This window comes from Variovorax dokdonensis, from assembly GCF_030316895.1.
GTDB lineage: Bacteria > Pseudomonadota > Gammaproteobacteria > Burkholderiales > Burkholderiaceae_C > Variovorax > Variovorax dokdonensis.
Genome location: NZ_JASZYV010000003.1, coordinates 628234 through 650677, shown reverse-complemented (window position 1 = coordinate 650677; position 22444 = coordinate 628234). Strand labels below are relative to the sequence as shown.

Annotated in this window: 18 protein-coding genes; 3 read left to right on the top strand and 15 right to left on the bottom strand. The window is 68.3% G+C overall.

Translation table 11 applies throughout. The features are described 5' to 3' along the window. Positions 1–12 precede the first annotated feature (12 nt). From QTH91_RS16760 to QTH91_RS16690, 15 genes are all read right to left on the bottom strand, one after another. Positions 13–762 carry a response regulator gene (locus QTH91_RS16760; RefSeq protein WP_286661232.1) on the bottom strand — a complete coding sequence of 250 codons (750 nt, stop codon included), beginning with the start codon at positions 760–762 and terminating at the stop codon, positions 13–15. Next, the gene (locus tag QTH91_RS16755; protein ID WP_286661231.1) at positions 759–3494 is read right to left on the bottom strand and encodes an ATP-binding protein; all 2736 of its coding nucleotides are present in this window, start codon (positions 3492–3494) and stop codon (positions 759–761) included. Before QTH91_RS16755 ends, QTH91_RS16760 begins: the two co-directional genes overlap by 4 nt. Before the next feature lie 9 nt (positions 3495–3503). Further along, positions 3504–4142 (bottom strand): potassium-transporting ATPase subunit KdpC, encoded by a 639-nt coding sequence (kdpC, locus tag QTH91_RS16750; RefSeq protein WP_286661230.1) that lies wholly within the window; start codon positions 4140–4142, stop codon positions 3504–3506. Between the two features lie 19 nt (positions 4143–4161). Next, positions 4162–6195 (bottom strand): potassium-transporting ATPase subunit KdpB, encoded by a 2034-nt coding sequence (gene kdpB / locus QTH91_RS16745; RefSeq protein ID WP_286661229.1) that lies wholly within the window; start codon positions 6193–6195, stop codon positions 4162–4164. Between the two features lie 23 nt (positions 6196–6218). Beyond that, positions 6219–7931, bottom strand: coding sequence for a potassium-transporting ATPase subunit KdpA (gene kdpA, locus QTH91_RS16740; protein ID WP_286661228.1), 1713 nt, complete (start codon positions 7929–7931; stop codon positions 6219–6221). Positions 7932–8030: 99 nt separating this feature from the next. Further along, positions 8031–8813, bottom strand: coding sequence for a heme ABC transporter ATP-binding protein (locus tag QTH91_RS16735; RefSeq protein WP_286661227.1), 783 nt, complete (start codon positions 8811–8813; stop codon positions 8031–8033). Then, on the bottom strand, positions 8810–9853 hold the full coding sequence (locus tag QTH91_RS16730; protein ID WP_286661226.1) for a FecCD family ABC transporter permease: 1044 nt from the start codon (positions 9851–9853) through the stop codon (positions 8810–8812). Before QTH91_RS16730 ends, QTH91_RS16735 begins: the two co-directional genes overlap by 4 nt. 8 nt (positions 9854–9861) lie before the next feature. After that, entirely contained in the window at positions 9862–10755 is an 894-nt protein-coding gene (locus QTH91_RS16725) for a heme/hemin ABC transporter substrate-binding protein (RefSeq protein WP_286661225.1), read from the bottom strand. Continuing rightward, complete coding sequence (locus tag QTH91_RS16720; RefSeq protein WP_286661224.1) at positions 10752–11138, bottom strand: VOC family protein; 387 nt, start codon at positions 11136–11138, stop codon at positions 10752–10754. Before QTH91_RS16720 ends, QTH91_RS16725 begins: the two co-directional genes overlap by 4 nt. Continuing rightward, positions 11135–12190: a hemin-degrading factor gene (locus tag QTH91_RS16715; protein ID WP_286661223.1), complete on the bottom strand. Its 1056-nt coding sequence runs from the start codon at positions 12188–12190 to the stop codon at positions 11135–11137. Before QTH91_RS16715 ends, QTH91_RS16720 begins: the two co-directional genes overlap by 4 nt. Positions 12191–12202: 12 nt before the next feature. Continuing rightward, positions 12203–14422, bottom strand: a complete 2220-nt coding sequence (locus QTH91_RS16710) for a TonB-dependent hemoglobin/transferrin/lactoferrin family receptor (protein ID WP_286661222.1) — start codon at positions 14420–14422, stop codon at positions 12203–12205. 149 nt (positions 14423–14571) lie between these two features. After that, entirely contained in the window at positions 14572–15216 is a 645-nt protein-coding gene (locus QTH91_RS16705) for a DUF6064 family protein (protein ID WP_286661221.1), read from the bottom strand. Between the two features lie 19 nt (positions 15217–15235). Next, on the bottom strand, positions 15236–16168 hold the full coding sequence (locus tag QTH91_RS16700; RefSeq protein ID WP_286661220.1) for an aldo/keto reductase: 933 nt from the start codon (positions 16166–16168) through the stop codon (positions 15236–15238). A gap of 13 nt (positions 16169–16181) precedes the next feature. Then, a complete protein-coding gene (gene glpK, locus QTH91_RS16695; protein WP_286661219.1) occupies positions 16182–17675 on the bottom strand; it encodes a glycerol kinase GlpK in 1494 nt (497 codons plus the stop codon). Further along, positions 17672–18448: a DeoR/GlpR family DNA-binding transcription regulator gene (locus QTH91_RS16690; protein ID WP_286661218.1), complete on the bottom strand. Its 777-nt coding sequence runs from the start codon at positions 18446–18448 to the stop codon at positions 17672–17674. The genes glpK and QTH91_RS16690 overlap by 4 nt, the downstream gene beginning before the upstream one ends. A gap of 187 nt (positions 18449–18635) precedes the next feature. On the opposite strand from QTH91_RS16690, the gene glpD reads away from it, so the two are divergent. From glpD to QTH91_RS16675, 3 genes are read left to right on the top strand one after another with little or no spacing between them, the layout of a single operon-like run. Next, on the top strand, positions 18636–20246 hold the full coding sequence (gene glpD, locus QTH91_RS16685; RefSeq protein ID WP_286661217.1) for a glycerol-3-phosphate dehydrogenase: 1611 nt from the start codon (positions 18636–18638) through the stop codon (positions 20244–20246). A gap of 30 nt (positions 20247–20276) precedes the next feature. Further along, positions 20277–21365, top strand: coding sequence for an ABC transporter ATP-binding protein (locus tag QTH91_RS16680; RefSeq protein WP_286661216.1), 1089 nt, complete (start codon positions 20277–20279; stop codon positions 21363–21365). A 7-nt stretch (positions 21366–21372) separates the two neighbouring features. Then, complete coding sequence (locus tag QTH91_RS16675; protein WP_286661215.1) at positions 21373–22443, top strand: ABC transporter ATP-binding protein; 1071 nt, start codon at positions 21373–21375, stop codon at positions 22441–22443. The last annotated feature ends 1 nt before the right edge of the window (position 22444 follow it).

The following is a 22444-nucleotide window of genomic DNA, read 5'->3' as shown; positions in this document are numbered from 1 at the left end:
GTGGCCGGCCCGTCAGGACGCGGCCCGGTCGTGCGGCAAGAACCGCAACCCCACCCCCGGCTCCGTCACGATGTATCGCGGCGCAGCGGCGTTGTCGCCCAGCTTGCCGCGCAGCTTGCCGACCAGCACGCGCAGGTAGTGCGCGTCGTCCTGATGGGTCGGCCCCCACATCTCGCGCAACAGCTGCGTCTGCGTGACGAGCCTGCCCGGCTGGCGCGCGAGCATCGACAGCAGCGCGAACTCCTTGCGGGTGAGCGACACCGGCTCGCCATGAACCTGCACGTCGCGTGCGGCGAGGTCGATGCGCAGCACGCCATCGTCGTAGACCGGCGCCGCCGCCTCGCCCTGGGCCTGCCTGGCGTTGCGCAGCAGAACGCGGATGCGCGCCATCAGCTCCTCGATGCCGAAAGGCTTGGTCACGTAGTCGTTGGCGCCCGCGTCCAGCAAAGCCACTTTCTGCGCTTCGTCGGCGCGCACGGTGAGCACGATGACGGGCGCGCGCGACCAGCCGCGCAGTTCCTTTAAAACGTCCCGACCATCGCGGTCGGGCAGGCCCAGGTCGAGCACGACCAGGTCGGCGCCCTGGGTGGCCATCAGCATCAGCCCCTGCTCACCGGTCTCGGCCAAGAGCGTGCGGTAGCCCTGCGAGCGCAGGCTGATGTCGACGAACTTGCGGATCTGCGGCTCGTCGTCGATGACGAGCACACGCGGCGACAGCGCGTTGGCCTGGGAGGCATCGCCGGAGCTGGCCGGACTCGTCACGCGCCGGCCTTGTCGGGCGCCGCGGGCGCTTCGCCCCAGGGCAGCGTGATGCGGATGGTGGTTCCGGCGCCCTGCGGCCCCGGCAGCGCCTCTACCTTGCCCATGTGCGCGCCGACGATGCCCTGGACGATGGCCAGCCCGAGGCCGGTGCCCTGCTTGCCGCGGTCGCCGCGCTCCACGCTGTAGAACATGTCAAAGATCCTCTTGCGTTCGTCCTCGGGGATGCCCGGGCCCCGGTCGCTGATGTCGATGCACAAGGTGTCGCCCTGCATGCGGCTCACCGCGACGCGAATCGGCTCGCCCGGGGGCGAGAACTTGGCGGCATTTTCCATCACGTTGAACAGCGCTTGCTCGATGAGGGCGGGGTGCACGTGCAGGGGCGCGAGGCCGGGCGGCACGTCGGCCTCCACGCGCGAGGCAGGCAGATAGCGCTGCAAGCGCCGGGCGGCCGAGCCGATGAGTTCGTCCACGCCGATCCAGTCGCGCGCGAGCGTCAGGCCCTGGTGCCCCAGCCGGGTCATGTCCAGCAGGTTCTGGATGTAGCGATCGAGGCGTTCGCCTTCCTGGCGGATGGTTTGCAGCAGTTCGCGCCGATCGTCCTCGCTCATGTCCGCGCCGTAGCTCGACAGGCTGCCGGCCGCGCCGATCATCGACGACAGCGGCGAGCGCAAGTCGTGCGAGACCGACGACAGGAGCGCGGAGCGCAGGCGCTCCGTCTCGCCGCCGACGCGCGCGGTTTCGAGGTCTTCCACCAGCCGGGCACGCTGCACCGCCAGGGCGATGTCCTCGACCATGCTTTCGGCGAGGCGGCGCTGTTCAAAGGCCAGGCGCGACACCTTGTCCGAAAAGCGCAAGCCGACGACGCCCACGGTCTCGTCGTCCAGGCGTACCGGCAGAAACCACCAAGGGCACTGGGTGAGCGTGTCGGTGAAGCGGCCGCTGGCCAGTCCGCGCCGCTTCGTCCAGTCGGCGGCCACCCGGTCCTTGTCGTCCGGCGATGCACCCGGCGCCGAGGGCGCCTGCAGGTCGCCGATGCTGATCCAGGCTTGCGCCTGCAGCGTGGATTCGAGCGCCGTGGTGCCGGCGGCCACCACCTGGCCCAGGTCGGCCGCACTGGCCAGCCGGCGTCCCAAGTCCTGGATGGCCGTGGCATGCGCGTTGGCCGCGCGCAGCGCAATCACCTGCATGCGCAGCCGCGACGCGAGCCGGCCGGCGATGAGTGCCGCCGCCAGGAAGATCATCACCGTGGCCACGCCCTGGTTGCCGGTGATGAGGAAGGTGAAGCGCGGCTCGATGAAGAAGTAGTTGTAGGCCAGGAAGCAGAAGGTCGCGGTGGCGACGGCGGCCGACATGCGCGTGCGCGCGGCCACGCCGATCACGGCGACGATGAACACCATCGACAGGTCCTGCAGCCCGATGAACTTCTCGCCCACCATGGCCGCGCCCACGGCCAGCGCGGTGGCAGCGACGGTGAGCATGGCTTCGCGTGGCGTCAGCCGGGTGCCGTTGAGCCACGGCACGCGGCGTTCGCGGACGCGCTCGCGCGGCGTGCTGACGATGGTCAGTTCGTAACGTGCCCCGCGTTGGAGCAGTTGCTGCGTCAGCGTGCGGTTGAAGGCACGCGCCAGCGGGCGCTCGCGCGTGCGGCCGATGACGATGGCGCGCGCGCCGCGGGCCGCTGCCGCGTCGAGCAGTGCGCCGGCCACGTCGCCGCCATGCAGGACCTCGGTGGCGCCGCCCAGCTTGCGCGCGAGCGCGAAGGCACGATCGATCTCGAGCTGGCGCGCCTGCTCGGCGGCCGCCGAGCCTTGCAGCCGCGCGGCGCCGCGCCGGGCGGTGTCGGCCTGCGACGTGGCCGAGGCGGAGCGGCCGGTGTCGACCGTCACCACCGACCAGGGCGCCCCGCGCCGCTCGGCCAGGCGGGCGCCGGCGCGCACGAGATATTCGGATTCGCCCTGGCCGTCGATGGCGATGATCACGTGGCGCTGGATCGGCAGCCCAGGCAGGCCGCGCGCCGCCCGAGCTTCGCGCAGGTCGGCGTCCACCTGCTCGGCCACGGTCTGCATCGCCAGTTCGCGCAAGGCGGTGAGGTTCGAGGGCGAGAAGAAGGCCTGTAGCGCCTGGGCGGCTTGCGTGGGCAGGTACACCTTGCCCTGGTTCAGCCGCTCGATCAGTTCGCGCGGTGGAAGGTCGACCAGTCGGATGTCGCGCAGGCGGTCGAACACGGCGTCTGGCACCGTCTCGCTCACGCGAACGCCGGTGATGTGGTGCACCTCGTCGTTCAGGCTCTCCAGGTGCTGGACGTTGACGGTGGTGTAGACGTCGATGCCGGCGTCCAGCAGTTCCTGCACGTCCTGCCAACGGCGCTCGTGCCGGCTGCCGGGAGCGTTGCGATGGGCCAGCTCGTCGACGAGGACGATGGCGGGCTTGCGCGCGAGCAGGGCGTCGAGGTCCATCTCCTCGAGCGAGCGGCCTTGGTACTCCACCCTGCGCCGGGGCACGGCCGGCAGGCCGTCGACCATGGCCTGCGTCTCGCTGCGGCCGTGGGTCTCGACGATGCCGATGACGACGTCTTCGCCCTGCCGATGCAGTTCGCGCGCCCGCGCCAGCATGGCGTAGGTCTTGCCGACGCCGGGCGCGGCGCCCAGGAAGACGGTGAGCCGGCCGGCGGCCTGCCGGCGCAGTTCGCCGGCGAGGGCGTCGGCCCGCTCGTGTTGCTGTTCAGATCCCATCGGCCCCGATCATCGCGCACCTGCCGACCGGTCGAGGGCGAGATTGAGGGCCAGCACGTTCACCCGCGGCTGCCCGAGGATGCCGAACTGTGCGCCCTCGGCGGTGCCGTCGATCAGGCGCTGCACCACCGCTGGATCGAGCCCGCGCGCCTGGGCGACGCGCGGCACCTGGATGCGTGCGGCCTCCAGGCTGATGTGCGGATCGAAGCCGCCGCCCGACTGCGTCACGAGGTCGGATGGAACCTGCGCGGGATCGACGTTCTCGCGCTTCGCGACCTCGGCGCGTGCCGCCTCGACGCGTTCACGCATCTGCGGATTGGTGCGGGCCTGGTTGCTGCCGCCGGCCGACATCGGCTGCCAGTCCACCGCGGAGGGTCGCGGCGAGAAGTAGCGCGCATCCGCGAAGGGCTGCGCCACCCATTCAGACCCGACGACCTTGCCCCCTTGCTCGATCAGGTTGCCTTGCGCGCTGGCCGGAAACAGCGCCTGCCCCAGGCCGACGCCGGCCAGCGAGTAGAGAAAGCCGAAGCCGCCGAGCGCGAGCACCGCCAGGCCGATGGCGCCGCGCCAGGGCGCGCTGCCAGTGATGCTGGCCTGGGCCGGCTCGCGCGGGGCTGTCAGCGCGACGGATCGTTCATTCGTTGCCATGATTTGCTTTCGGATGTTTTCAGATCGGGAAGGCGCTGGACAGCACCACGTCGATGAGCTTGATGGCCACAAAGGGCAGGAGCACGCCACCCACGCCGTAGACCAGCATGTTGTTGCGCAGCAGCTCGGTGGCGCTGGCGGGCCGGAAGCGAACGCCGCGCAGCGCAAGCGGAATCAGCAGCGGGATGATGATGGCGTTGAACACCAGCGCCGACAGCACCGCGCCGGTCGGGCTGGAAAGGTTCATCACGTCCAGCGCCGCCATCTGCGGGATGGCCGCGGCGAACAGGGCCGGCAGGATCGCGAAGTACTTCGACACGTCGTTGGCCAGCGAAAAGGTGGTGAGCGCGCCGCGCGTGATGAGCTGCTGCTTGCCGATCTCCACCACGGCCAGAAGCTTGGCGGGGTCGGAGTCCAGGTCGATCATGTTGCCGGCCTCCTTGGCGGCCTGCGTGCCGGAATTCATCGCCAGGCCGATGTCGGCCTGCGCCAGGGCGGGGGCATCGTTCGTGCCGTCGCCCACCATGGCCACGAGCCTGCCCTGTGCCTGCTCTTCGCGGATGCGGGCCAGCTTGTCCTCGGGGCGAGCCTCGGCGATGTAGTCGTCCACGCCCGCCTCGGCGGCGATGCTGGCGGCGGTGAGCCGGTTGTCGCCGGTGATCATCACGGTGCGGATGCCCATGGCCCGCAGGCGTGCAAAGCGCTCCTTGATGCCATGCTTGACCACGTCGGACAGCTCGATCACGCCCAGGAGATGACGCCCGTCGGCCACCACCAGCGGCGTCGCGCCGCCACGCGCGACCTGCTCCACGCGCGCCACCAGTTCGGCCGGCACGCGGCCGTCCATCTGCTGCACGTGCCGCATGACGGCATCGAGCGCGCCCTTGCGGATCATGCGGCCGTCCGGCAGGTCGACACCGGACATGCGCGTCTGGGCGGTGAAGGCGATGAAGTGGGCCTCGGCCGGCTCGGTGGGCGCCACGCCCTTTTCGCGAGCCAGCTTCACGATCGACTTGCCTTCGGGCGTGGGGTCGGCCAGCGAGGCGAGCAGGGCGGCTTCGCGCAGCGTCGCGGCATCCACACCGGCCAGCGCGTGGAACGCCGTGGCCTGACGGTCGCCGTGGGTGATGGTGCCGGTCTTGTCCAGCAGCAGCACGTCCACGTCGCCGGCCACCTCCACCGACTTGCCGGACTTGGCCAGCACATTGGCGCGCAGTGCCCGGTTCATGCCGGAGATGCCGATCGCCGGCAGCAAGCCGCCGATGGTGGTCGGGATCAGACACACCAGCAGGGCCACGAGCAGCACGGGATTGATGTCCACGCCGACCGCGCCGGAGATGAACGGCAGCGTGACGACGACGATCACGAAGGTCAGTGTCATCACCGCCAGCAGAATGCCCAGGGCGATCTCGTTCGGCGTCTTCTGGCGGTTGGCGCCTTCGACCAGCGCGATCATCCGGTCCAGGAAGCTGTGCCCCGGCTCGGCAGTGATGCGCACGACGATGCGGTCGGACAGCACCTGCGTGCCGCCGATGACGCCCGAGCGGTCGGTTCCGGCTTCGCGCAGCACCGGCGCGGACTCGCCGGTGACGGCTGCTTCGTTGACGGTGGCCAGGCCTTCGACGATCTCGCCGTCGGCGGGAATCCATTGGCCGGCCTCCACCACCACTTCGTCGCCGGGCCGCAGCTCGGCCGCGGGAATGCGGCTTTCGGCGAGGCTGCCGCCCGAACGGTCGATGCGGCGCGCCATCAGGTCCTGGCGGGCCCGGCGCAGCGATGCGGTCTGGCCGCGTCCGCGCGCTTCGGCGATGGCTTCGGCGAAGTTGGCGAACAGCACGGTGATCAGCAGCAGCGCCGTCACGGCGATGCCGAAGCCCAGCTCCGTGTGGCCGGTGGCGGTGATCACGGCGGTCACGAGCGTGCCCAGCCAGACGACCGCCATGACGGGGTTGCGAAGGGCATGTTGGGGCGAAAGCTTGACGAAAGCGTCGACCAGCGCTGCGCCCATTGGCGAAGCCCTCCGGCCGGTATCTTTTTCAGTGGTTCGGGTCATGACAGTGGCTTTCTCTTTCGTATTCATCGCACGGCCAGCGACAGGTGGTCGGCCACCGGGCCCAGCACGAGCACGGGCATGAACTGCAGCAGCGTGAGGATCACGATCACGGCGATCAAGGTGAGTGCGAAGGTCGGCGTCTCGATCTGCAGGCTGCCAGCGCCTTCGGGCGCACGGCGCTTGCTGGCGAGCATCGCGGCGATGGCCAGCGGGATGATCAGTGCGGGGTAGCGGCCCAGCGCCAGCACGACCGCGCAGCTCAGGTTCCACCAGTAGGTGGCGTCGCCCAGGCCTTCGAAGCCCGAGCCGTTGTTGGCGAAGGCCGAGGTGAACTCATAGAAGACCTGGCTGATGCCATGGAAGCCCGGGTTCGACGTGCCCGCCAATCCGGGCCACGACAGCGTGAGCGCCGTCAGGCCGAGCAGCACGAGCGGCTGCAGCAGCACCAGCACGGCCAGCAGGCGCACCTCGGACGCCTCGATCTTGCGGCCGAAGAGTTCGGGCGTGCGTCCGGTCATGAGGCCGGCGATGAACACGCTCAGCATCAGGTAGACCAGGAACTGCTGCAGTCCGCAGCCGATGCCGCCCCACACGGCATTGACCAGCATGTCGCTGATCGTGACGAGGCCGGTCAGCGGCGCGAGCGAGTCGTGCATGGCGTTGACCGAGCCGTTGGAAGTCTGCGTGGTCAGCGAAGCCCACAAGGCCGACGCATCCGCGCCCAGGCGCACTTCCTTGCCTTCCATCAGCGCGATGTCGGCCGAGGTGACGGAGTGGCCTTCGGACCAGATGGCGAGGCCGCTCGACGCCACCGACATCAGCAGCATGCAGCCCACCACCAGCGCGGCGAAGCGACGTCGGCCGGTAAAAGGCCCGACCATGAAGGCCACGGCCACCGGCACCAGGATGATGGCCAGCGTTTCCAGCAGGTTGGTCAAAGGCGTCGGATTCTCCAGCGGCGCCGCACTGTTGGGGCCGTACCAGCCGCCGCCGTTGGTGCCGAGTTGCTTGATGGCCACCATGGGCGCCACCGGGCCGAGCGGGATCTTCTGCTCCTTCATTTGCACGCTCGAATCCACCGGCGCGACCACCGGTCCGCCAAGCAGCGTGGCCGGAACACCCTGCTGTGTGAGCGCCAGGGAGAACACGAGGCACAGCGGCAGCATGAAGCGCACGGTGGGGCGGATCACGTCGGCCCAGTAGTTGCCCACGTAGACCTGGCCGGATGTCGGGGTATTGGCGCCCGTCGAACGGCTGGCGTTGCGCCCGCCGAAGATGCCGCGCAGCGTCGCGGCGACGATGGCCAGCCCCATCATGGGCGTCACCACTTGCAGGCCGACGATGCCGGTCATCTGCGCCAGGTAGGACAGCTGGGCCTGGCCGGAATAGTGCTGCTGGTTGGTGTTCGTCAGGAACGACACCATGGTGTGCAGCGCCAGATCCCAGCGCATGTTGGGCGCGTCGTTGGGGTTGAGCGGCAACCAGGCCTGCGTCATGAAGATGAGCCAGACCAGAATGGCCAGCACCAGGTTGCTGGCCAGGAAGGCAAGGGCGTAGCCCTTCCAGTCCATGCCGTGTTCGGGCTTCGTGCCCAGCAGCCGGTAGATGGGCTGCTCGATGTAACGGAAGAACGCGTCGCCGCGCATTGGCGCGCCGCGCATCACGGCCGCGAGGTAGTTGCCCAATGGCCAGCCTAGAAGCAGGGCCAGGGCGAAGACGAGGATGGTTTCGGTCATGCCAGCAGGAATCGTTGTCGAATCGCTGGCAGTGTTCTCCCGAAGGGCGTAAACAATCCATTCGACGCCGGGGGTGAGGCGTCAAGAATGCGTAAAGAATCAGCCGCCGAAAAGAAACTGCGGCGCGCCGTCCCGACCGCTGACCAGCTCGCAGGGGGTCCGCCAGATCTCGCTGACCAATGCGGGCTGCAGCACCTGCGCGGTCTCGCCCTGCGCCACCTTGCGGCCCTGGCTGAGCACGATCACTTCGTCGGCATAGCGCAGCGCCAGGTTCAGGTCGTGCAGCACGGCGACCACGCCGACGCCTTGCCCGGCCCATCGCCGAGCTAGCGCCATCACCGAATGCTGATGCGCAACGTCCAGCGCAGCGGTAGGCTCGTCGAGCATCAGCCAGCGCGTCGTGCCGTCCGGGCGGGGGTGCCACAGTTGCGCAAGCGCGCGGGCCAGGTGCACACGGGCCTTCTCGCCGCCCGAGAGGGTGTTGAGGACGCGATGCGCCAGGCCTGCCACGCCGGTGAGCGTCATCGCTTCCGGAACGATGCGATGCTCTTGCGGTTCGGGCGCAAGGCGATGCGGCAGGCGACCCAGGGCGACGATCTCCTCGGCGTTGAAGTCGAAGGCGACGCTGCTTTCCTGCGGCATCACCGCGCGTCGCAGCGCCAGCGCTGCCGGCGAATGCGAGCCGATGTCTCGGTCATCGAGCATCACGCGTCCGCGAGTGGGCGGCCGCTGGGCGCAGAGCAACGACAGCAATGTCGATTTGCCCGCGCCGTTCGGGCCGAGGATGGCGCAAACGCGCCCCGGCAAGAACCGGGCGTCCACGCCTTCCAGCAAGGTCTTGTGGCCGACCGACAGGCCGGCATCGGTGCAGGCGATGCTCATAGGCGGTTGCGGTAGTGGCGCAGCATCAGCAGGAACATGGGCACGCCGATGAAAGCGGTGAGCACGCCCAGAGGTAGCTCGGCCGGCGCGAGGATGGTGCGCGCCACGGTGTCGGCCGCCAGCACCAGTGCAGCGCCCAGCAGGCCGGAGGCGGGCAGCACGATGCGGTGGTCTGGCCCCGCCACCATGCGCACCCAGTGCGGCGCGATCAGGCCGATGAATCCGATGACGCCCGTCGTGGCCGTGACGGCGCCGACCGCGAAGGCTGTGACCACGATGGCACGACGCTTGACGCGCTCGACGTCGATGCCGAGCAGGCGCGCCTGCGGCTCGCCCAGCGCCATCGCGTTGAGCGCTGGCGCCAGCGTGAGTGCGACAGCGCAGGCCAGCGCCACGACCACGCCGACCAGCATCACGGCGCTCCAACGCGCGCCGCCCAGGCTTCCGAGCAACCAGAACTGCAGGCTGCGCAACTGTTCGTCGGTGGCCAGCACGCTCAGCAGCCCCAGGCCGGCGCCGGCCAGCGCATTGACGGCGATGCCGGCCAGCAGCATCAGCGCCATGCGCGTGCCGCCTTCGCTGCGCGAGAGCACGTAGATCAGAAAGGTGACGGCGAAGCCGCCGCAGAAGGCGGTGGCCACCAGCGTCCAGCTGCCCAGCGTGCGCGGCAGCACCGGCCACAACCAGGCGCCCATGACGATGGTGATGCCGGCCGCCAATGCAGCGCCGCTGCTGATGCCGATCAGCCCCGGGTCGGCCAGCGGGTTGCGAAACAGCCCCTGCATCAATGCGCCGGCCATGCCGAGCCCGCAGCCGGCGGCCACGCCCAGCAGAAGGCGCGGCAGCCGGATGTTCATGAAGACCAGATGTTCCGGCGAGGGCGACGCCACGCCTTGCCACGCATCGCGCAGCACGCCCCAGAGTTGTCCGGTGCTGATGGCGTAGGCGCCGCTCGACGCGGCGACTGCAAACGCCACGAGCAGCAGGGCGCCGCCGGCGACCAGCACCGTGCGCGTCGGCAGACGGTGCCGCGTTTCCATGGCCAGGCTCATAGCGCCTGAAGCTGCCGGTGCAGTTCGTCGACGGCCTGCGGCAGGCGCGGGCCGAATCCGAGCAGAAGCAGCGCGTCCTGCGTGATGAGCGCGCGCCTGGCAAAGGCGGGCGTCAACGCAAGTTCGGGACGCTGCCAGAAGCGGTCTGCGCCACCATGTGCCTCGATGCTCTGCGTGCTGGTCAGGATCACGTCGGGCGCAGCGCTGGCCATGGCCTCTGCCGTCATCGGTCGGTAGCCCTGGAAGCCCGACAGGCAATTGACGCCGCCGGCGAAGCCGATCACCGCGTTGGCGGCGGTCTTCTCGCCGGAAACCTGCGGACTCGCGCTGTGCGAAAGAACGAACAGCACGCGCGGCTTGCGCCTTCCGCTGGCCGAGGCCACGCGGGATTGGACCTCGGCCCATCGCGCATCGAGATTGCGCTGCAGATCGGCGGCTTGCGTCTCGCGTCCGGCGGCGCGGCCCACCGCATGCACCTTGCGCTGGACTTCGCCCCAGGTGTGATCGGCTTCGATCAGTTCGAGCTTGACGCCGGCGCTGCGCAACTGATCGAGGACCACAGGCGGACCGGCCTCGGTGGTCGCGATGACGGCATTGGGGCGCAGCGACAGAAGGCCCTCGGCCGACAACTGGCGCATGTAGCCCACCTTGGGCGTCTTGAGGGCCGCAGCCGGGAAGATGCTGGTGGTATCGGTGCCCACCACTTGCCCCTCCGCGCCGAGCGCGTACGCCACTTCGGTGACGGCGCCGCTGATGGTGATGATGCGGGCCTCGGGTCGGCTGGCGGCGCGCGTGGCAGGCAGCGCCAGCGCGCCGGCTGCGGCGGCCGCGATCATGCGCAACACGGTTCGCCGACCGGCAGACTTCGCCAGGTTGGGGGTCGGGCTCATGGCGTTGCGTCCTTGCGCGGGATGTTCTGCCCGATGCGCCAGCAGACGCCGCACGGGTCGGTCAAGCTGAAGTCGATCATGACCCAGGGCTGCTCGACGGGGTCCGTCATGCGAACGCCGTAGCGTCCGGTGATGTCGATGGCCTTCAGATGCGACCACCAGGCCTGTACGTCCTCCACCAGCAAGTGGAGTTGCAGGTTCTCGGCAAACTCCTTCACGTAGTAGCTTTGCAGCAGGAAAGGGCAGCTGCCCTGGTGGTGGAAGTAGGCAATGCCGCCACCCTCCGACGCCATGGTGAAGCCGATTTCGCGATAGAAGCGCTTGGACAGCTCGAAGTCCTGCGCAGGCACGAAGGCCTTGAGCTCGATGCTTTTCAACGTCATGCCGCGGCCCCTTGCGGTGCAACCTTCTCGACGATGGCGCGCCAGGCGTCCAGCTCCGGCTTGCCGGGCTTGCGCACGCCGAAGAACATGGCCATGAGGGTGCCGTCGACGTCGAAGGCCTCGACCGAGGTGACCACGCCATCGCTGGTCGGTTTGCGCACGACCCAGACCGATTCGACAAGGTCTTCGCGCAGATGCAGGTTGAATCCCGGGTCGAGCACGTTGAGCCACCGCATGCCATGCATCTCCATCGGCTCGATGCGCTGCACCGGCCCGCTGTGGATCTGGATGCAACCGGGGCTGCCGACGAAGACCATGATGGGCGTACCGTCGAATGCGGCTTCGTGCAGCAGGTCGCGCAACGTGCTCTTGGCCGCTCGATGGGTGAAGGCGCCTTCGGTCAGGCGAAAGCTCTGCTGGCGCTCGACGTCGAACTTCTTCAGCAGGCTGAAGAATTCGTGCGTGTCCTTCATCTCGGCCCACGCGCCCGACAGGGCGCTGGCATCGATGGCGCCGTCGGGGCGCGGTTGCGGCTTGGACTCGGACGCCACGAATGCCACCACCTGGCCATGATCGGCATGCTTGTCGATCAGCGCCTGGAAGGCAGCCCTGTCCGTCGCGTCGCGTGCGAACACCTTGTGCACGGCCACGCCGGACTTGTCGAAGAACTGCAGGCTCTGGCTCGCACCCTCGCTGACCGCGAAGCCGGCATGCCAATGGTTGAAGAACAGGCGCAGGTCGATCTCTTCGCCCAGCGCCAGCGCGACGTGCCCGCTGCCCGAAAGGTTGCGATACGTCCCCGTCTTCTCGTGCACCGTGCTTTCGTTGCGGGTCAGGGCGAGCACCGGGCCGCAGGCCTCCAGGCCTTGCAGAAGTTCCAGCCAGGGGCCGCGCAGCGGCGTTGCCTGGATGGCTCGGCCACTCGTGCCCGCGTGCAACGCAATGGCCTGGCCTTCGCTGATGCCGATGGCCTTGGCGGCGTCCTTGTGGCGCTTGCCCGCTTCGCGCGTCTGGGCGAAGCGGTCCAGCAGATCGTGGGTCGATGTGTTCATGGTTGGCTCGAATCAGAAGTCTGCGACCAGGGTCGCGTTGAAAGTGCGGCCGGGCTGGCTGTAGGCGTCCAGCACCGTCGAGTTGCTGGCCAGGCCGCGCACGTCGGACCAGCGCCAGTATTTCTTGTCGGTGACGTTCACGATGCCCACGTTCAGTCGCAACCTGGGATTGATGCGCCATTGGGCGCTGATGTCCAGCGTGGTGGCCGAAGGCGGCAGGAACTGCTGGCCGGTGGTCACTTCGCTCGGGTCGACATCGCCGCGCTTCTTGCCGGCGTAGTAGACGACGTCGAGGCGGGCGCTCCAGGCGCCGGCGTTGTATTTCAGGCCCACGCTGCCCTTGTCGGGATCGACCGAGTTGAGCGGGCGGTCGTCGGTCTTGTTGGTGCCCTCGGTGTGGCCGTAGGCGAAGGGCACGGAGAAGCCTCGGCCCTGCTCGGTGAAGTCCACATCGCCCTTGAACTCGAAGCCGCTGATGCGTGCCTCGCCGATGTTGACCGACTGGAACACGAGCGGATCGATGCGCGGAATGCCGCGTCCGCCCACCAGGCGGTTTTCCTCGATCAGGTCCTTGTAGTTGCCGGTGAAGGCGGCCACGTCGAAGTTGACGATGCCGGTTCGTCCACGAACGCCGATCTCGAAGTTCTGGCTCTTCTCGGGCTTGAGGTCCGGGTTGGGGATGGTCTTGTAGCCGGCCTGGACGTTCTCGAAGAAGTTGTTCACCTGGAAGGCGTTGGGCGCCTTGAAGCCGGTGGCGTAATTGCCGTAGAGGCTGTAGGAAGGCGTGGCGCGGAACAGCACACCCAGCTTGGGCGAAACGGCCGATCCCGAGGTCGATGCCGCGGTGGCGTTGAAGCCGGTCTGGTCGGCATCGATGTCGTACTGGTCGAAACGCAGCCCGGGGGTGATGCTCCAGCGGTCGTGGATGATCTCGTCCTGGATGTAGAAGGCCGAGCTTGTTTCGCGCGTGTCCGGGAAGCGTTTGAGCGGATAAGTCTCGCCGGCGGGCGGGACCAGGCCGGTCTGCAGGTTGGTCACGTCGGTGCGCGTGAAGTCGAAGCCGTAGGTGAGGCTGTGCGCCCAGTCCGGGCTCACGCGCACCACCTTGTTGGCCTGCAATATGGCTTGCCAGGTGTCCTCGTCGTAGTCGACGTCGCGCACGCGGTCGGCGGCGGTGTAGCGGTTCTCGTAGGCGTATTCGTTCGAACCGGCCTTCTGGTAGCTCAGCACCGCCTGGATCGAATCGGCCATGGCGCTGTCGACCTTGATGCGGCCATCGTAGGTGAAGCGGTCGCGCTTCATCGTCGTCTCCGACTGCAAGTCAATCACCGATGTGGAGGTGTAGGGCGGCTTCGAACGCCCGCTGAGCATGTCGTAGTCGGAGGTCTTGTCGATGTGCTCGTAGGTCAGGGCGTGGCGCTGGTCGGCTGTCGGCGTCAGGATCACCTTGGCCAGCAGGGCCCGGTTGGTGTCGTCCTGCGGGTTGGGCGTGGTGCGATCGCTGTTGGCCGAATCGTTGGTGCCCATGTTCTTCAGCCCCTCGGTCTTGCTGCCGCTGGCGGAAAGCAGCCACTGCACCGTGTCCGAAGCCTTGCCTGCCAAGGACAGTCCGGTGTGCCAGCCGTCGTCCTCGCCGCTGTAGCCGACGCTGGCGCTGCCGCCGAAGGTGGTGTCGCCTTGCAGGAAGGACTGCGGCTCACGCGTGATGAGGTTGACCAGGCCGGCCATGCCATCCGAGCCATACAGCGCCGAGGCCGGGCCCTTGAGCACCTCGATGCGCTCGATCAGGCCGATGTCGAAGTAGTCGCGGCCGAAGGCGTTGGCCGAGAACACATAGCTGCGCGGCGTGCGAATGCCGTCGGTGAGCAGCAGCACCCGGTTGCCGTCCAGGCCGCGGATGTTGAAGCCCGCGTTGCCGTCCCGCCCGGTGTTGCCGGCGGCCAGGCCGAAGCGGGCAGGCGCGCGCTTGACCGAAACGTTGGGCATGTCGCGCACCGCATCGCGGATGTCGTTGACCTGCTCTGCTTCCATCGTCTCGCGGTCGAGCACTTCCATGCTGGCGGGCACGTCGTCGCGCTTCTGCTCGGAGCGCGAGCCGCTGACCACGATGGTGTCGAGCGCGGCCGTGCGGACGCTTTCCTGCGCAACGGCGCCGGTGGCAAAGACGCTGCCGATGAGGCCAGCTAGGAGTCGAAGCCGGAACTCCGGCAAGCAAGGTCGGGAAAGGGTCACGTGTGAATCCAGGTAACAGTTGTTCGACTGCTCGCTGGATTCGGCGCGCGCGGCGCGGCGATCTCGCTGGCTCGTTCATTGGCCGTCACGGCCAGCGATGGAGTATATGAGAGGAATTCTTATTTACAAAAGGCCTGCTGGCGCGTTGCCTATGCGTGACAAGCCGCGCACAGCGTCCATCGAGTCATGCCGCCGATCAGGCACCACGTCAGCGCCATGGGCCAGAGCAGCAGGCCCACCATGCGAACCCCTGCTGACCGCGCCGAAAGCCGCATCGCCAGCAACAAGCCCACCGTGCCGATTGCCGTCGGATCGGGCGCGAGCCCGAAGAGCTCGGCTTCGGTCCAGGGACGGTCGGTCAAGGCGAGCGTCAACCACGGCTGGACCACGATCGCGAAGCCGAGCAGCATCAAGCCGGCCCAGCCTCGCGCCCCGTCGTGCCGCTGCCATTCGAACGATGCGGCCACGAGCATCAACGCGCCTTGCACCGCAAAGCCCGCCGCAAACCAGGTGGCGGCCCAGTTGATCTGCGCATAGCGCTGCCAATGGAAGGCCCAGGCCATCCAGAGCCAGGCTACCCCGAGCGACGCGAATGCCACTCGCGCCGTGAGCGAGACGGACGGCCTGCGCAGTGCCAGCGCCGTCAACACGCCGAGCCCCAGTGCCAGGGCCAGCACATGCACCGGCCAGACCTGCGCGTTGTACGACTCGAACATGCGCTGGTAGGTGCGTGCCGAGAACAGCAGGAAGTCCGAAGGCCGGTAGCTGGACCATTCGCTCCACCACTCGCCCATTGCGTATTCCTTGCGCCGGTCAGAGCGAACGCACGTGGTCGGCCATGCGTTTTCGCATTGCCGCATCCGGCAGCGGGCCGCGCGCGGCGGCCATGTTCTGCCGCACATGGTCCACGCGGCTGGTCGCGGGAATGGCGCAGGTCACGTCGGGGTGCGAAACGACGAACTTCAGCGCCACCTGCGCCCAGCTGTCGCAGCCGATCTCTGCCGCCCACGCCGGCAACGGTTGGCGCTGCAAGGCGCGCAGCAGGGCGCCTTGGCGAAACGGCCGATTGACGATGACCGCAATGCGCCGCTCGCGCGCCAGCGGAAGGATGCGCGACTCCACCTCGCGATCGAGCAGGTTGTAGCTGACCTGCACGAAGTCGATGGGGTGGCCGGCCATCACCGATTCGAACTCGCGATGCCGTCGGCCCTCCGACGTGGTGATGCCCACGTAGCGCAGCCGGCCCGCTGCCTTCATCGCGAAGAGTTGCGGCAGGTGGTCTTCCCACGCGAGCAGGTTGTGCACCTGGAGCAGGTCGAAGCGCGGCACTTGCCAGTTGCTGCGCGACTCTTCGATCTGCGCGGGGCCGCGTCGCCCGTCGCCGATCCACACCTTGTCGGCGGAGAACACATCGCCCGTGCGCCCGATGCGCGACAGGCCTTCGCCGACGACGGACTGCGACGAGCCGTACATGGGCGACGAATCGATCATGCGTCCGCCGGCATCGAAGAAGGCGCGCATCACGTCGGCGCACGACTGGCGCGCCGCCGGATCGGCGCCGACGTTGAAAGTGATCCAGGTGCCCAGGCCGATGAGCGGCACGCGTTCGCCGCTGGCGGGAATGGCGCGTGTCAGCGGCGCGCTTGTCTGTGCCAGCACGGGCGCCGTAGCGGCGGGCACGACGCCGGCCGCCAGCATCTGGAGGAAGGTTCGGCGCGCAAGGCGTGGCGGTCGATCAGCCTGCATGGCGCCGCTTCGGTCAGGTGGCCGTGGCCTGTCGCACCGCGCGCTCCCAGCGCGCCATGGCTTCGTCCGACCGGGCCTTGCTCCAGGTGGGCACGAAGCGACGTTCCTCCTGCCACTGCGAAGCCAGTTGCGCCGTGCTCTTGTACACGCCGCAGAACAGGCCGGCGAGGTAGGCGGCGCCCAGCGCGGTGGTTTCGGTGACCTGCGGCCGCACCACCGGAATGCCCAGCAGGTCGGCCTGGAACTGCATCAGCATGTCGTTGACACTGGCGCCGCCGTCCACACGCAGTTCGGACACCGGCGTGCCGCCAGCGGCCAGGGTGTCGCGGCTCATCGCACCGAGCAGGGCGGCGCTCTGGTAGGCAATGCTTTCCAGCGCCGCGCGGGCGATGTGGGCCACCGTGGTGCCGCGCGTCAGACCGGTGATGGTGCCGCGTGCCTCGGCATTCCAGTAAGGCGCGCCCAGGCCGGTGAAGGCCGGCACCATCATCACGCCGCCGGCATCGGGCACGCTTTCGGCCAGGCCTTGCACCTGCGCGCTGCCGGGAATGGCCTTGAGCCCGTCGCGCAGCCACTGAACGACCGCGCCGCCGACGAAGACGCTGCCTTCCATCGCGTATTGCGGCGTGGCGTCGAACTGCGCCGCGCTGGTGACGAGCAGGCCGTTGTTCGAGGGCTGGAACTCCGCGCCCGTGTGCAGCAGCAGGAAGCAGCCGGTGCCGTAGGTGTTCTTGGCCATGCCGGCCTTCAGGCAGGCCTGGCCCACCATCGCGCTCTGCTGGTCGCCGGCCACGCCGCCAATGGGCAGAGAACCGCCCAGCAGATGGGCATCGATGTCGGCAAAGTGGCTGCTCGACGGCTGCACCTGCGGCATCAGCGCGGCGGGAATGCGAAGCGCCTCCAGCAGCTCTTCGTCCCAGCGGTTGTCATGCACGTTGAAGAGCATGGTGCGCGATGCGTTGGTCACGTCGGTCACGTGCACCTTGCCGGCCGTGAATTGCCAGATGAGCCAGCTGTCCACCGTGCCGAAGGCCAGCTCGCCGGCCTCTGCCTGGGCGCGCACGCCAGGCACGTTGTCGAGCAGCCAGCGCAGCTTGGTGGCCGAGAAGTAGGCGTCGACCACCAACCCCGTCTTGTCGCGGATGGTGTCGGCCAGGCCTTCCGCGCGCAGCTGGGCGCAAAGCGGCTCGGCGCGGCGGTCCTGCCAGACGATGGCATGGTGCACCGGCCTGCCGGTCTTGCGGTTCCAGACCAGCGTGGTTTCGCGCTGGTTGGTGATGCCGATGGCGCGGATGTCCTTGGTCTCGAGCTTGGCGTTGGCCAGCGCTTCGCGCGCGGTGGCGAGCTGGCTTTCCCAGATCTCGATCGGATCGTGCTCGACCCAGCCGGGTTGGGGGTAATGCTGCGTCAGCTCGCGCTGGGCCATGGCCACGATGCGGCCGTCGGCATCGAAGACGATGCTGCGCGAACTGGAGGTGCCTTGGTCGAGGGCGAGGAGATAGGTCATGGATTGGCGATTTCAAGACGGACTTGGGCCTGCTCCAGAAGTTCCGGAAAAGGCGGTGGCGGCGGCGCGTCGGTGAACAGGCAGTCGATCTGCGACAGCTCGGCCAGTTGCACCATCGCCGGTCGGTTGAACTTGCTCGCGTCGGCGGCGAGCCAGACCTCGCGCGCCTGCGAAATGATGGTCTGGGCCACCTTCACCTCGCGCAGGTCGAAGTCGCGCAGCGAGCCGTCCGCCTCGATGCCCGAGATGCCGATCACCGCGATGTCGACCTTGAACTGCCGCATGAAGTCCACCGTCGGCTCGCCGACGATGGCGCGGTCGCGCGCCCGCACGGTGCCGCCGGCCACGATCACCTCGCACTGCGCGTTGGCGCACAGGATGTTGGCGACGTTCAGGTTGTTGGTGATCACGCGCAGGCCCCGGTGGCGCAGCAGCGCCTTGGCCACCGCTTCGGTGGTGGTGCCGATGTTGAGGATCAGCGAGCTGCCGTCGGGCACCTTGGCCGCCACCGCTTGCGCGATCCGGGCCTTGCCCTCGGCGTGCAGCGTCTCGCGCTGCTGGTAGCCGATGTTCTCGGTGGTGGAGGAGGGCACGCGCACGCCGCCATGGAAGCGGGTGAGCAGGCCGGCGTCGGCCAGGCGCTGAACATCGCGCCGCACGGTCTGCAGCGTCACGCCGAGCATGTCGGCCAGCTCCTCGACGCTGATGGCGCCGCGCTGGCGCACCGTGTCGAGCAGGTTGATCTGTCGAGGATTCGAATTCGCAAGGGCCATGAGGCGGCGCGTGGGTAGCGGCCTGGGGCGGCCGCGTCAATGGTGGAAACTTTAAAACGAAAGAAACCGAATGCAACCGAGGGAAAACGCCATGCAAAATGGAAAATGAGCGAATCAAAATGAATCAGAGCGAACCAAGACGGCCGATGCGTCGCCTTGAAATGTTCGGCAGCTAGGCTTTCACGCAATGAGCGCAGTTCCCATAACGACCATTTCTTCGAACCCTTCGCCCGCCTCGCAGGTGCCGCAATCCTCGGCAGTGCAGGAGGTGGACGTGCTGGTGGTGGGCGGTGGCATCAACGGCTGCGGCATCGCTCGCGACCTGGCCGGGCGCGGCTGGCGGGTGCTGTTGGCCGAGAAGGACGATCTGGCGTCGCACACGTCCTCGTCGTCCACCAAGCTGATCCACGGCGGGCTGCGCTATCTGGAGTACTACGAGTTCTCGCTGGTGCGCAAGGCGTTGCAGGAGCGCGAGGTGCTGCTCAAGAGCGCCCCGCACATCATGTGGCCGCTGCGCTTCGTCATGCCGCACGACCCGGCCATGCGGCCGGCCTGGATGATCCGCATCGGCCTGTTCATGTACGACCACCTGGCCCGGCGCGAGGTGCTGCCGGGTTCGCGCGGCATCGACCTGCGTGCGCATGAAGCGGGCGTGCCGCTCAAGGGGCAGTACCGGCGGGGTTTCGTCTATTCGGATGGCTGGGTGGACGATGCGCGCCTGGTGGTGCTCAATGCCATCGACGCACGCGAGCGCGGTGCGCAGGTGCTCACGCGCACGCGCTGCGTGGAGGCGCGGCGCGACGCGCAGGGCTGGAGCGCAGTGCTCGAAGGACCGGACGGCGTGCGCCAGGCGGTGCGCGCCCGCGCGCTGGTCAATGCCGCGGGGCCGTGGGCCGAGTCGTTCCTGCGCCAGGTCGCGCGCCCGTCGGCGGCCGAGACGCTGGCGACGCGCAGCCTTCGGCTCGTCAAGGGCAGCCACATCGTCGTGCCGCGCGTGTTCGAGCATGACCACGCCTACATCTTCCAGAACCCGGACAAGCGAATCATCTTTGCCATTCCGTACCAGGAAAAGTTCACCCTGATCGGCACCACCGACATCGAGCTGGAAGGCGACGACCCGGGCGCGGCGCGCATCGCCGAAGAGGAAGTGCAATACCTGTGCACGCAGGCCAGCCGCTACTTCGAAAAGCCCATCCGGCCCGAGGACGTGGTGTGGACCTATTCGGGCGTGCGCCCCTTGCTCGACGATGCGTCGGGCGACCCATCCGCCGTCACGCGCGACTACATGCTCGAAAGCCAGCGCGACGGTGCCCCGCTGCTGTCGGTGTGGGGCGGCAAGATCACCACCTTCCGCAAGCTGGCCGAGGATGCGGCCGACGAGGTGGGTCGCATGCTCGGCGAAGCGCGCCCGGCCTGGACCGAAGGCGCTTTCCTGGCCGGGGGCGACCTGTCCGGCTGGATCGGCGCCGCCGATCGGCCCGATACCGACTTCGACCGTTTCGTCGAAGCGCTGCACGCGCGCCACCCGTGGCTGGGCGAAGCGCTGGCGCGGCGCCTGGCGCGGGCCTATGGTGCGCGCATCGAGCGGGTGCTGGGCGACGCGCAGTCGCTGCAGGACCTGGGTGAGCAAGTGGCGCCCGGCGTCTACGAGCGCGAACTGCGCTATCTGCAAGATGAAGAATGGGCGGTGAGCGGCCAGGACGTGCTGTGGCGCCGCTCCAAGCTGGGCCTGAGCCTGCCCCGCGAAGCCTGCGGTCAGATCGAACGATGGATGGAGGCGCATCCGGCGCCACGGTAGGTAGTCAACAACGACACAAGGAGGTCCGCCTTGCAGCTGAGCCTAGAGCGCGTCACGAAGAAAGTGGGTGCCCAGACCTGGTTGTACGAGATGAGCATCGCGCCGCGACCCGGCGCGGTGACCGTTTTGCTGGGCGCCACGCAGTCGGGCAAGACCAGCCTGATGCGGCTGATGGCGGGGCTCGATGCGCCCAGCAGCGGTCGCGTGCTCGTCGACGGCAAGGACGTGACCGGCGTGCCCGTGCGCGAGCGCAACGTGGCCATGGTGTATCAGCAGTTCATCAACTACCCATCGCTCACGGTGGCGCGCAACATCGCCTCGCCGCTGCGCCTGCGGGGCGCCAGGCATGTGGACGAGCAGGTCAATGAACTTGCCGACAAGCTGCACATCAGCGCCTTTCTCGACCGCTATCCGTCCGAGCTGTCGGGCGGCCAGCAGCAGCGCGTTGCCCTGGCGCGCGCTCTGGCGAAGAACGCGCCCCTGATGCTGCTCGACGAGCCGCTGGTCAACCTCGACTACAAGCTTCGCGAAGAGCTTCGCGAGGAGCTGGCACAGATCTTCGCCGCGGGCGAATCGACGGTCATCTATGCGACCACCGAGCCGGGCGAAGCCTTGCTGCTGGGCGGACACACGGCGGTGCTCGACGCGGGCGAACTGCTGCAGTACGGGCCGACGGCCGAGGTCTTTCATGCGCCGCGCTCGCTGCGGGTGGCACGCGCGTTCAGCGACCCGCCGATGAACCTGCTGCCCGGCAAGGCCAGCAGCGCCGGCGTGCAGCTTGGCGGCGGACTGGCGCTGCCCTTGGACTTGCCGCCCGAAGTGCAGGGCGACGTGACGGTGGGGCTGCGCGCGAGCGCGTTGACCGTCGGCGCGGGGCATGCCGCCGAACCCGGGGGTGTCGAGTTGGCTGCGCGCATCGTGCTGGCGGAGATCGCCGGCTCCGACACCTTCGTCCACCTGGAGAGCCCGGCGGGTGAGCTGGTCGCCCAGTTGACAGGCGTGCATCGCTTCGCGCTGGGCGAACTGCTCGTGCTGCGATTCAACCTGTCCCAGCTTCATGTGTTCGACGCGGCGGGCGATCTGGTGCTCGCGCCGCACTCGCGCAAAACGCAAGGATGAACAAGCCATGGCCCGCATCGACCTCGATCTCGCGCATGCTTATCGGTCCGACCCGAAAGCCGACAGCGACTACGCGCTGCTGCCCTTGAAGATGAGCTTTTCCGACGGCGGCGCCTACGCGCTGCTGGGGCCGTCGGGCTGCGGCAAGACGACGATGCTCAACATCATCTCCGGCTTGCTCACGCCGTCGCAGGGCAGCGTGAAGTTCGATGGGCAGGACGTGACGCGCCAGACGCCGCAGCAGCGCAACATCGCGCAGGTGTTCCAGTTTCCGGTGATCTACGACACGATGACGGTGGCGCAGAACCTGGCGTTCCCGCTGCGCAATCGCGGGGTGCCGGCGGCACGCATTCGAGAGCGCGTTGCGCGCATCGCCGACATGCTCGAACTCACGGGGCAGCTCGATCAGCGCGCGGCCGGGTTGTCGGCCGATGCGAAGCAGAAGATCTCGCTCGGGCGCGGCCTGGTGCGCGAAGACGTCTCGGCAGTGCTGTTCGACGAACCGCTGACGGTGATCGATCCGCATCTCAAGTGGCAGCTTCGGCGCAAGCTCAAGGAGATCCATCGCGAGCTCAAGCTCACGCTGATCTACGTGACGCACGACCAGGTCGAGGCGCTCACCTTCGCCGACGAGGTGGTGGTGATGTCGCGCGGCCGCGCGGTGCAGGTGGGCACCGCCGAGGCCTTGTTCCAGCGGCCGGAGCACACCTTCGTGGGCCACTTCATCGGCTCGCCGGGCATGAACTTCATGCCCGCCGACAGCCGGCGCGGTCATCTTCACCTGGGCGGGGTGGACCTGACAACACCGCAATCGCTGCCCGAAGGCGAGCTGAAGGTGGGCATCCGGCCCGAGCACCTGAAGCTGGTCGACGAGGGCGATCCCGGCGCAGTGCCTGCCACCGTGCTGGCCGAGCAGGACATCGGCACCTGCATCCTGCTGACCGCACAGGCGCAAGGCGCGACCCTCAAGGCGCGGCTGCCCAACGGCACCGCGCAGCCGGCGGTGGGGGAGACGGTCTGGCTGCGGGTGATCGATCTCAATACCTGCTTCTACCAGGACGAGAAGCTGGTGGCCTGAA

Excerpts from the sequence above, each read along its gene's own strand:
- QTH91_RS16720 (WP_286661224.1), bottom strand. The coding sequence starts at position 11,138 with ATGACGTTGAAAAGCATCGAGCTCAAGGCCTTCGTGCCTGCGCAGGAC.
- QTH91_RS16755 (WP_286661231.1), bottom strand. The coding sequence starts at position 3,494 with ATGGGATCTGAACAGCAACACGAGCGGGCCGACGCCCTCGCCGGCGAA.
- kdpC (WP_286661230.1), bottom strand. The coding sequence starts at position 4,142 with ATGGCAACGAATGAACGATCCGTCGCGCTGACAGCCCCGCGCGAGCCG.
- QTH91_RS16700 (WP_286661220.1), bottom strand. The coding sequence starts at position 16,168 with ATGCAGGCTGATCGACCGCCACGCCTTGCGCGCCGAACCTTCCTCCAG.
- QTH91_RS16730 (WP_286661226.1), bottom strand. The coding sequence starts at position 9,853 with ATGGAAACGCGGCACCGTCTGCCGACGCGCACGGTGCTGGTCGCCGGC.
- QTH91_RS16715 (WP_286661223.1), bottom strand. The coding sequence starts at position 12,190 with ATGAACACATCGACCCACGATCTGCTGGACCGCTTCGCCCAGACGCGC.
- QTH91_RS16690 (WP_286661218.1), bottom strand. The coding sequence starts at position 18,448 with ATGGCCCTTGCGAATTCGAATCCTCGACAGATCAACCTGCTCGACACG.
- glpD (WP_286661217.1), top strand. The coding sequence starts at position 18,636 with ATGAGCGCAGTTCCCATAACGACCATTTCTTCGAACCCTTCGCCCGCC.
- kdpB (WP_286661229.1), bottom strand. The coding sequence starts at position 6,195 with ATGACCCGAACCACTGAAAAAGATACCGGCCGGAGGGCTTCGCCAATG.
- glpK (WP_286661219.1), bottom strand. The coding sequence starts at position 17,675 with ATGACCTATCTCCTCGCCCTCGACCAAGGCACCTCCAGTTCGCGCAGC.
- kdpA (WP_286661228.1), bottom strand. The coding sequence starts at position 7,931 with ATGACCGAAACCATCCTCGTCTTCGCCCTGGCCCTGCTTCTAGGCTGG.
- QTH91_RS16705 (WP_286661221.1), bottom strand. The coding sequence starts at position 15,216 with ATGGGCGAGTGGTGGAGCGAATGGTCCAGCTACCGGCCTTCGGACTTC.
- QTH91_RS16675 (WP_286661215.1), top strand. The coding sequence starts at position 21,373 with ATGGCCCGCATCGACCTCGATCTCGCGCATGCTTATCGGTCCGACCCG.
- QTH91_RS16735 (WP_286661227.1), bottom strand. The coding sequence starts at position 8,813 with ATGAGCATCGCCTGCACCGATGCCGGCCTGTCGGTCGGCCACAAGACC.
- QTH91_RS16725 (WP_286661225.1), bottom strand. The coding sequence starts at position 10,755 with ATGAGCCCGACCCCCAACCTGGCGAAGTCTGCCGGTCGGCGAACCGTG.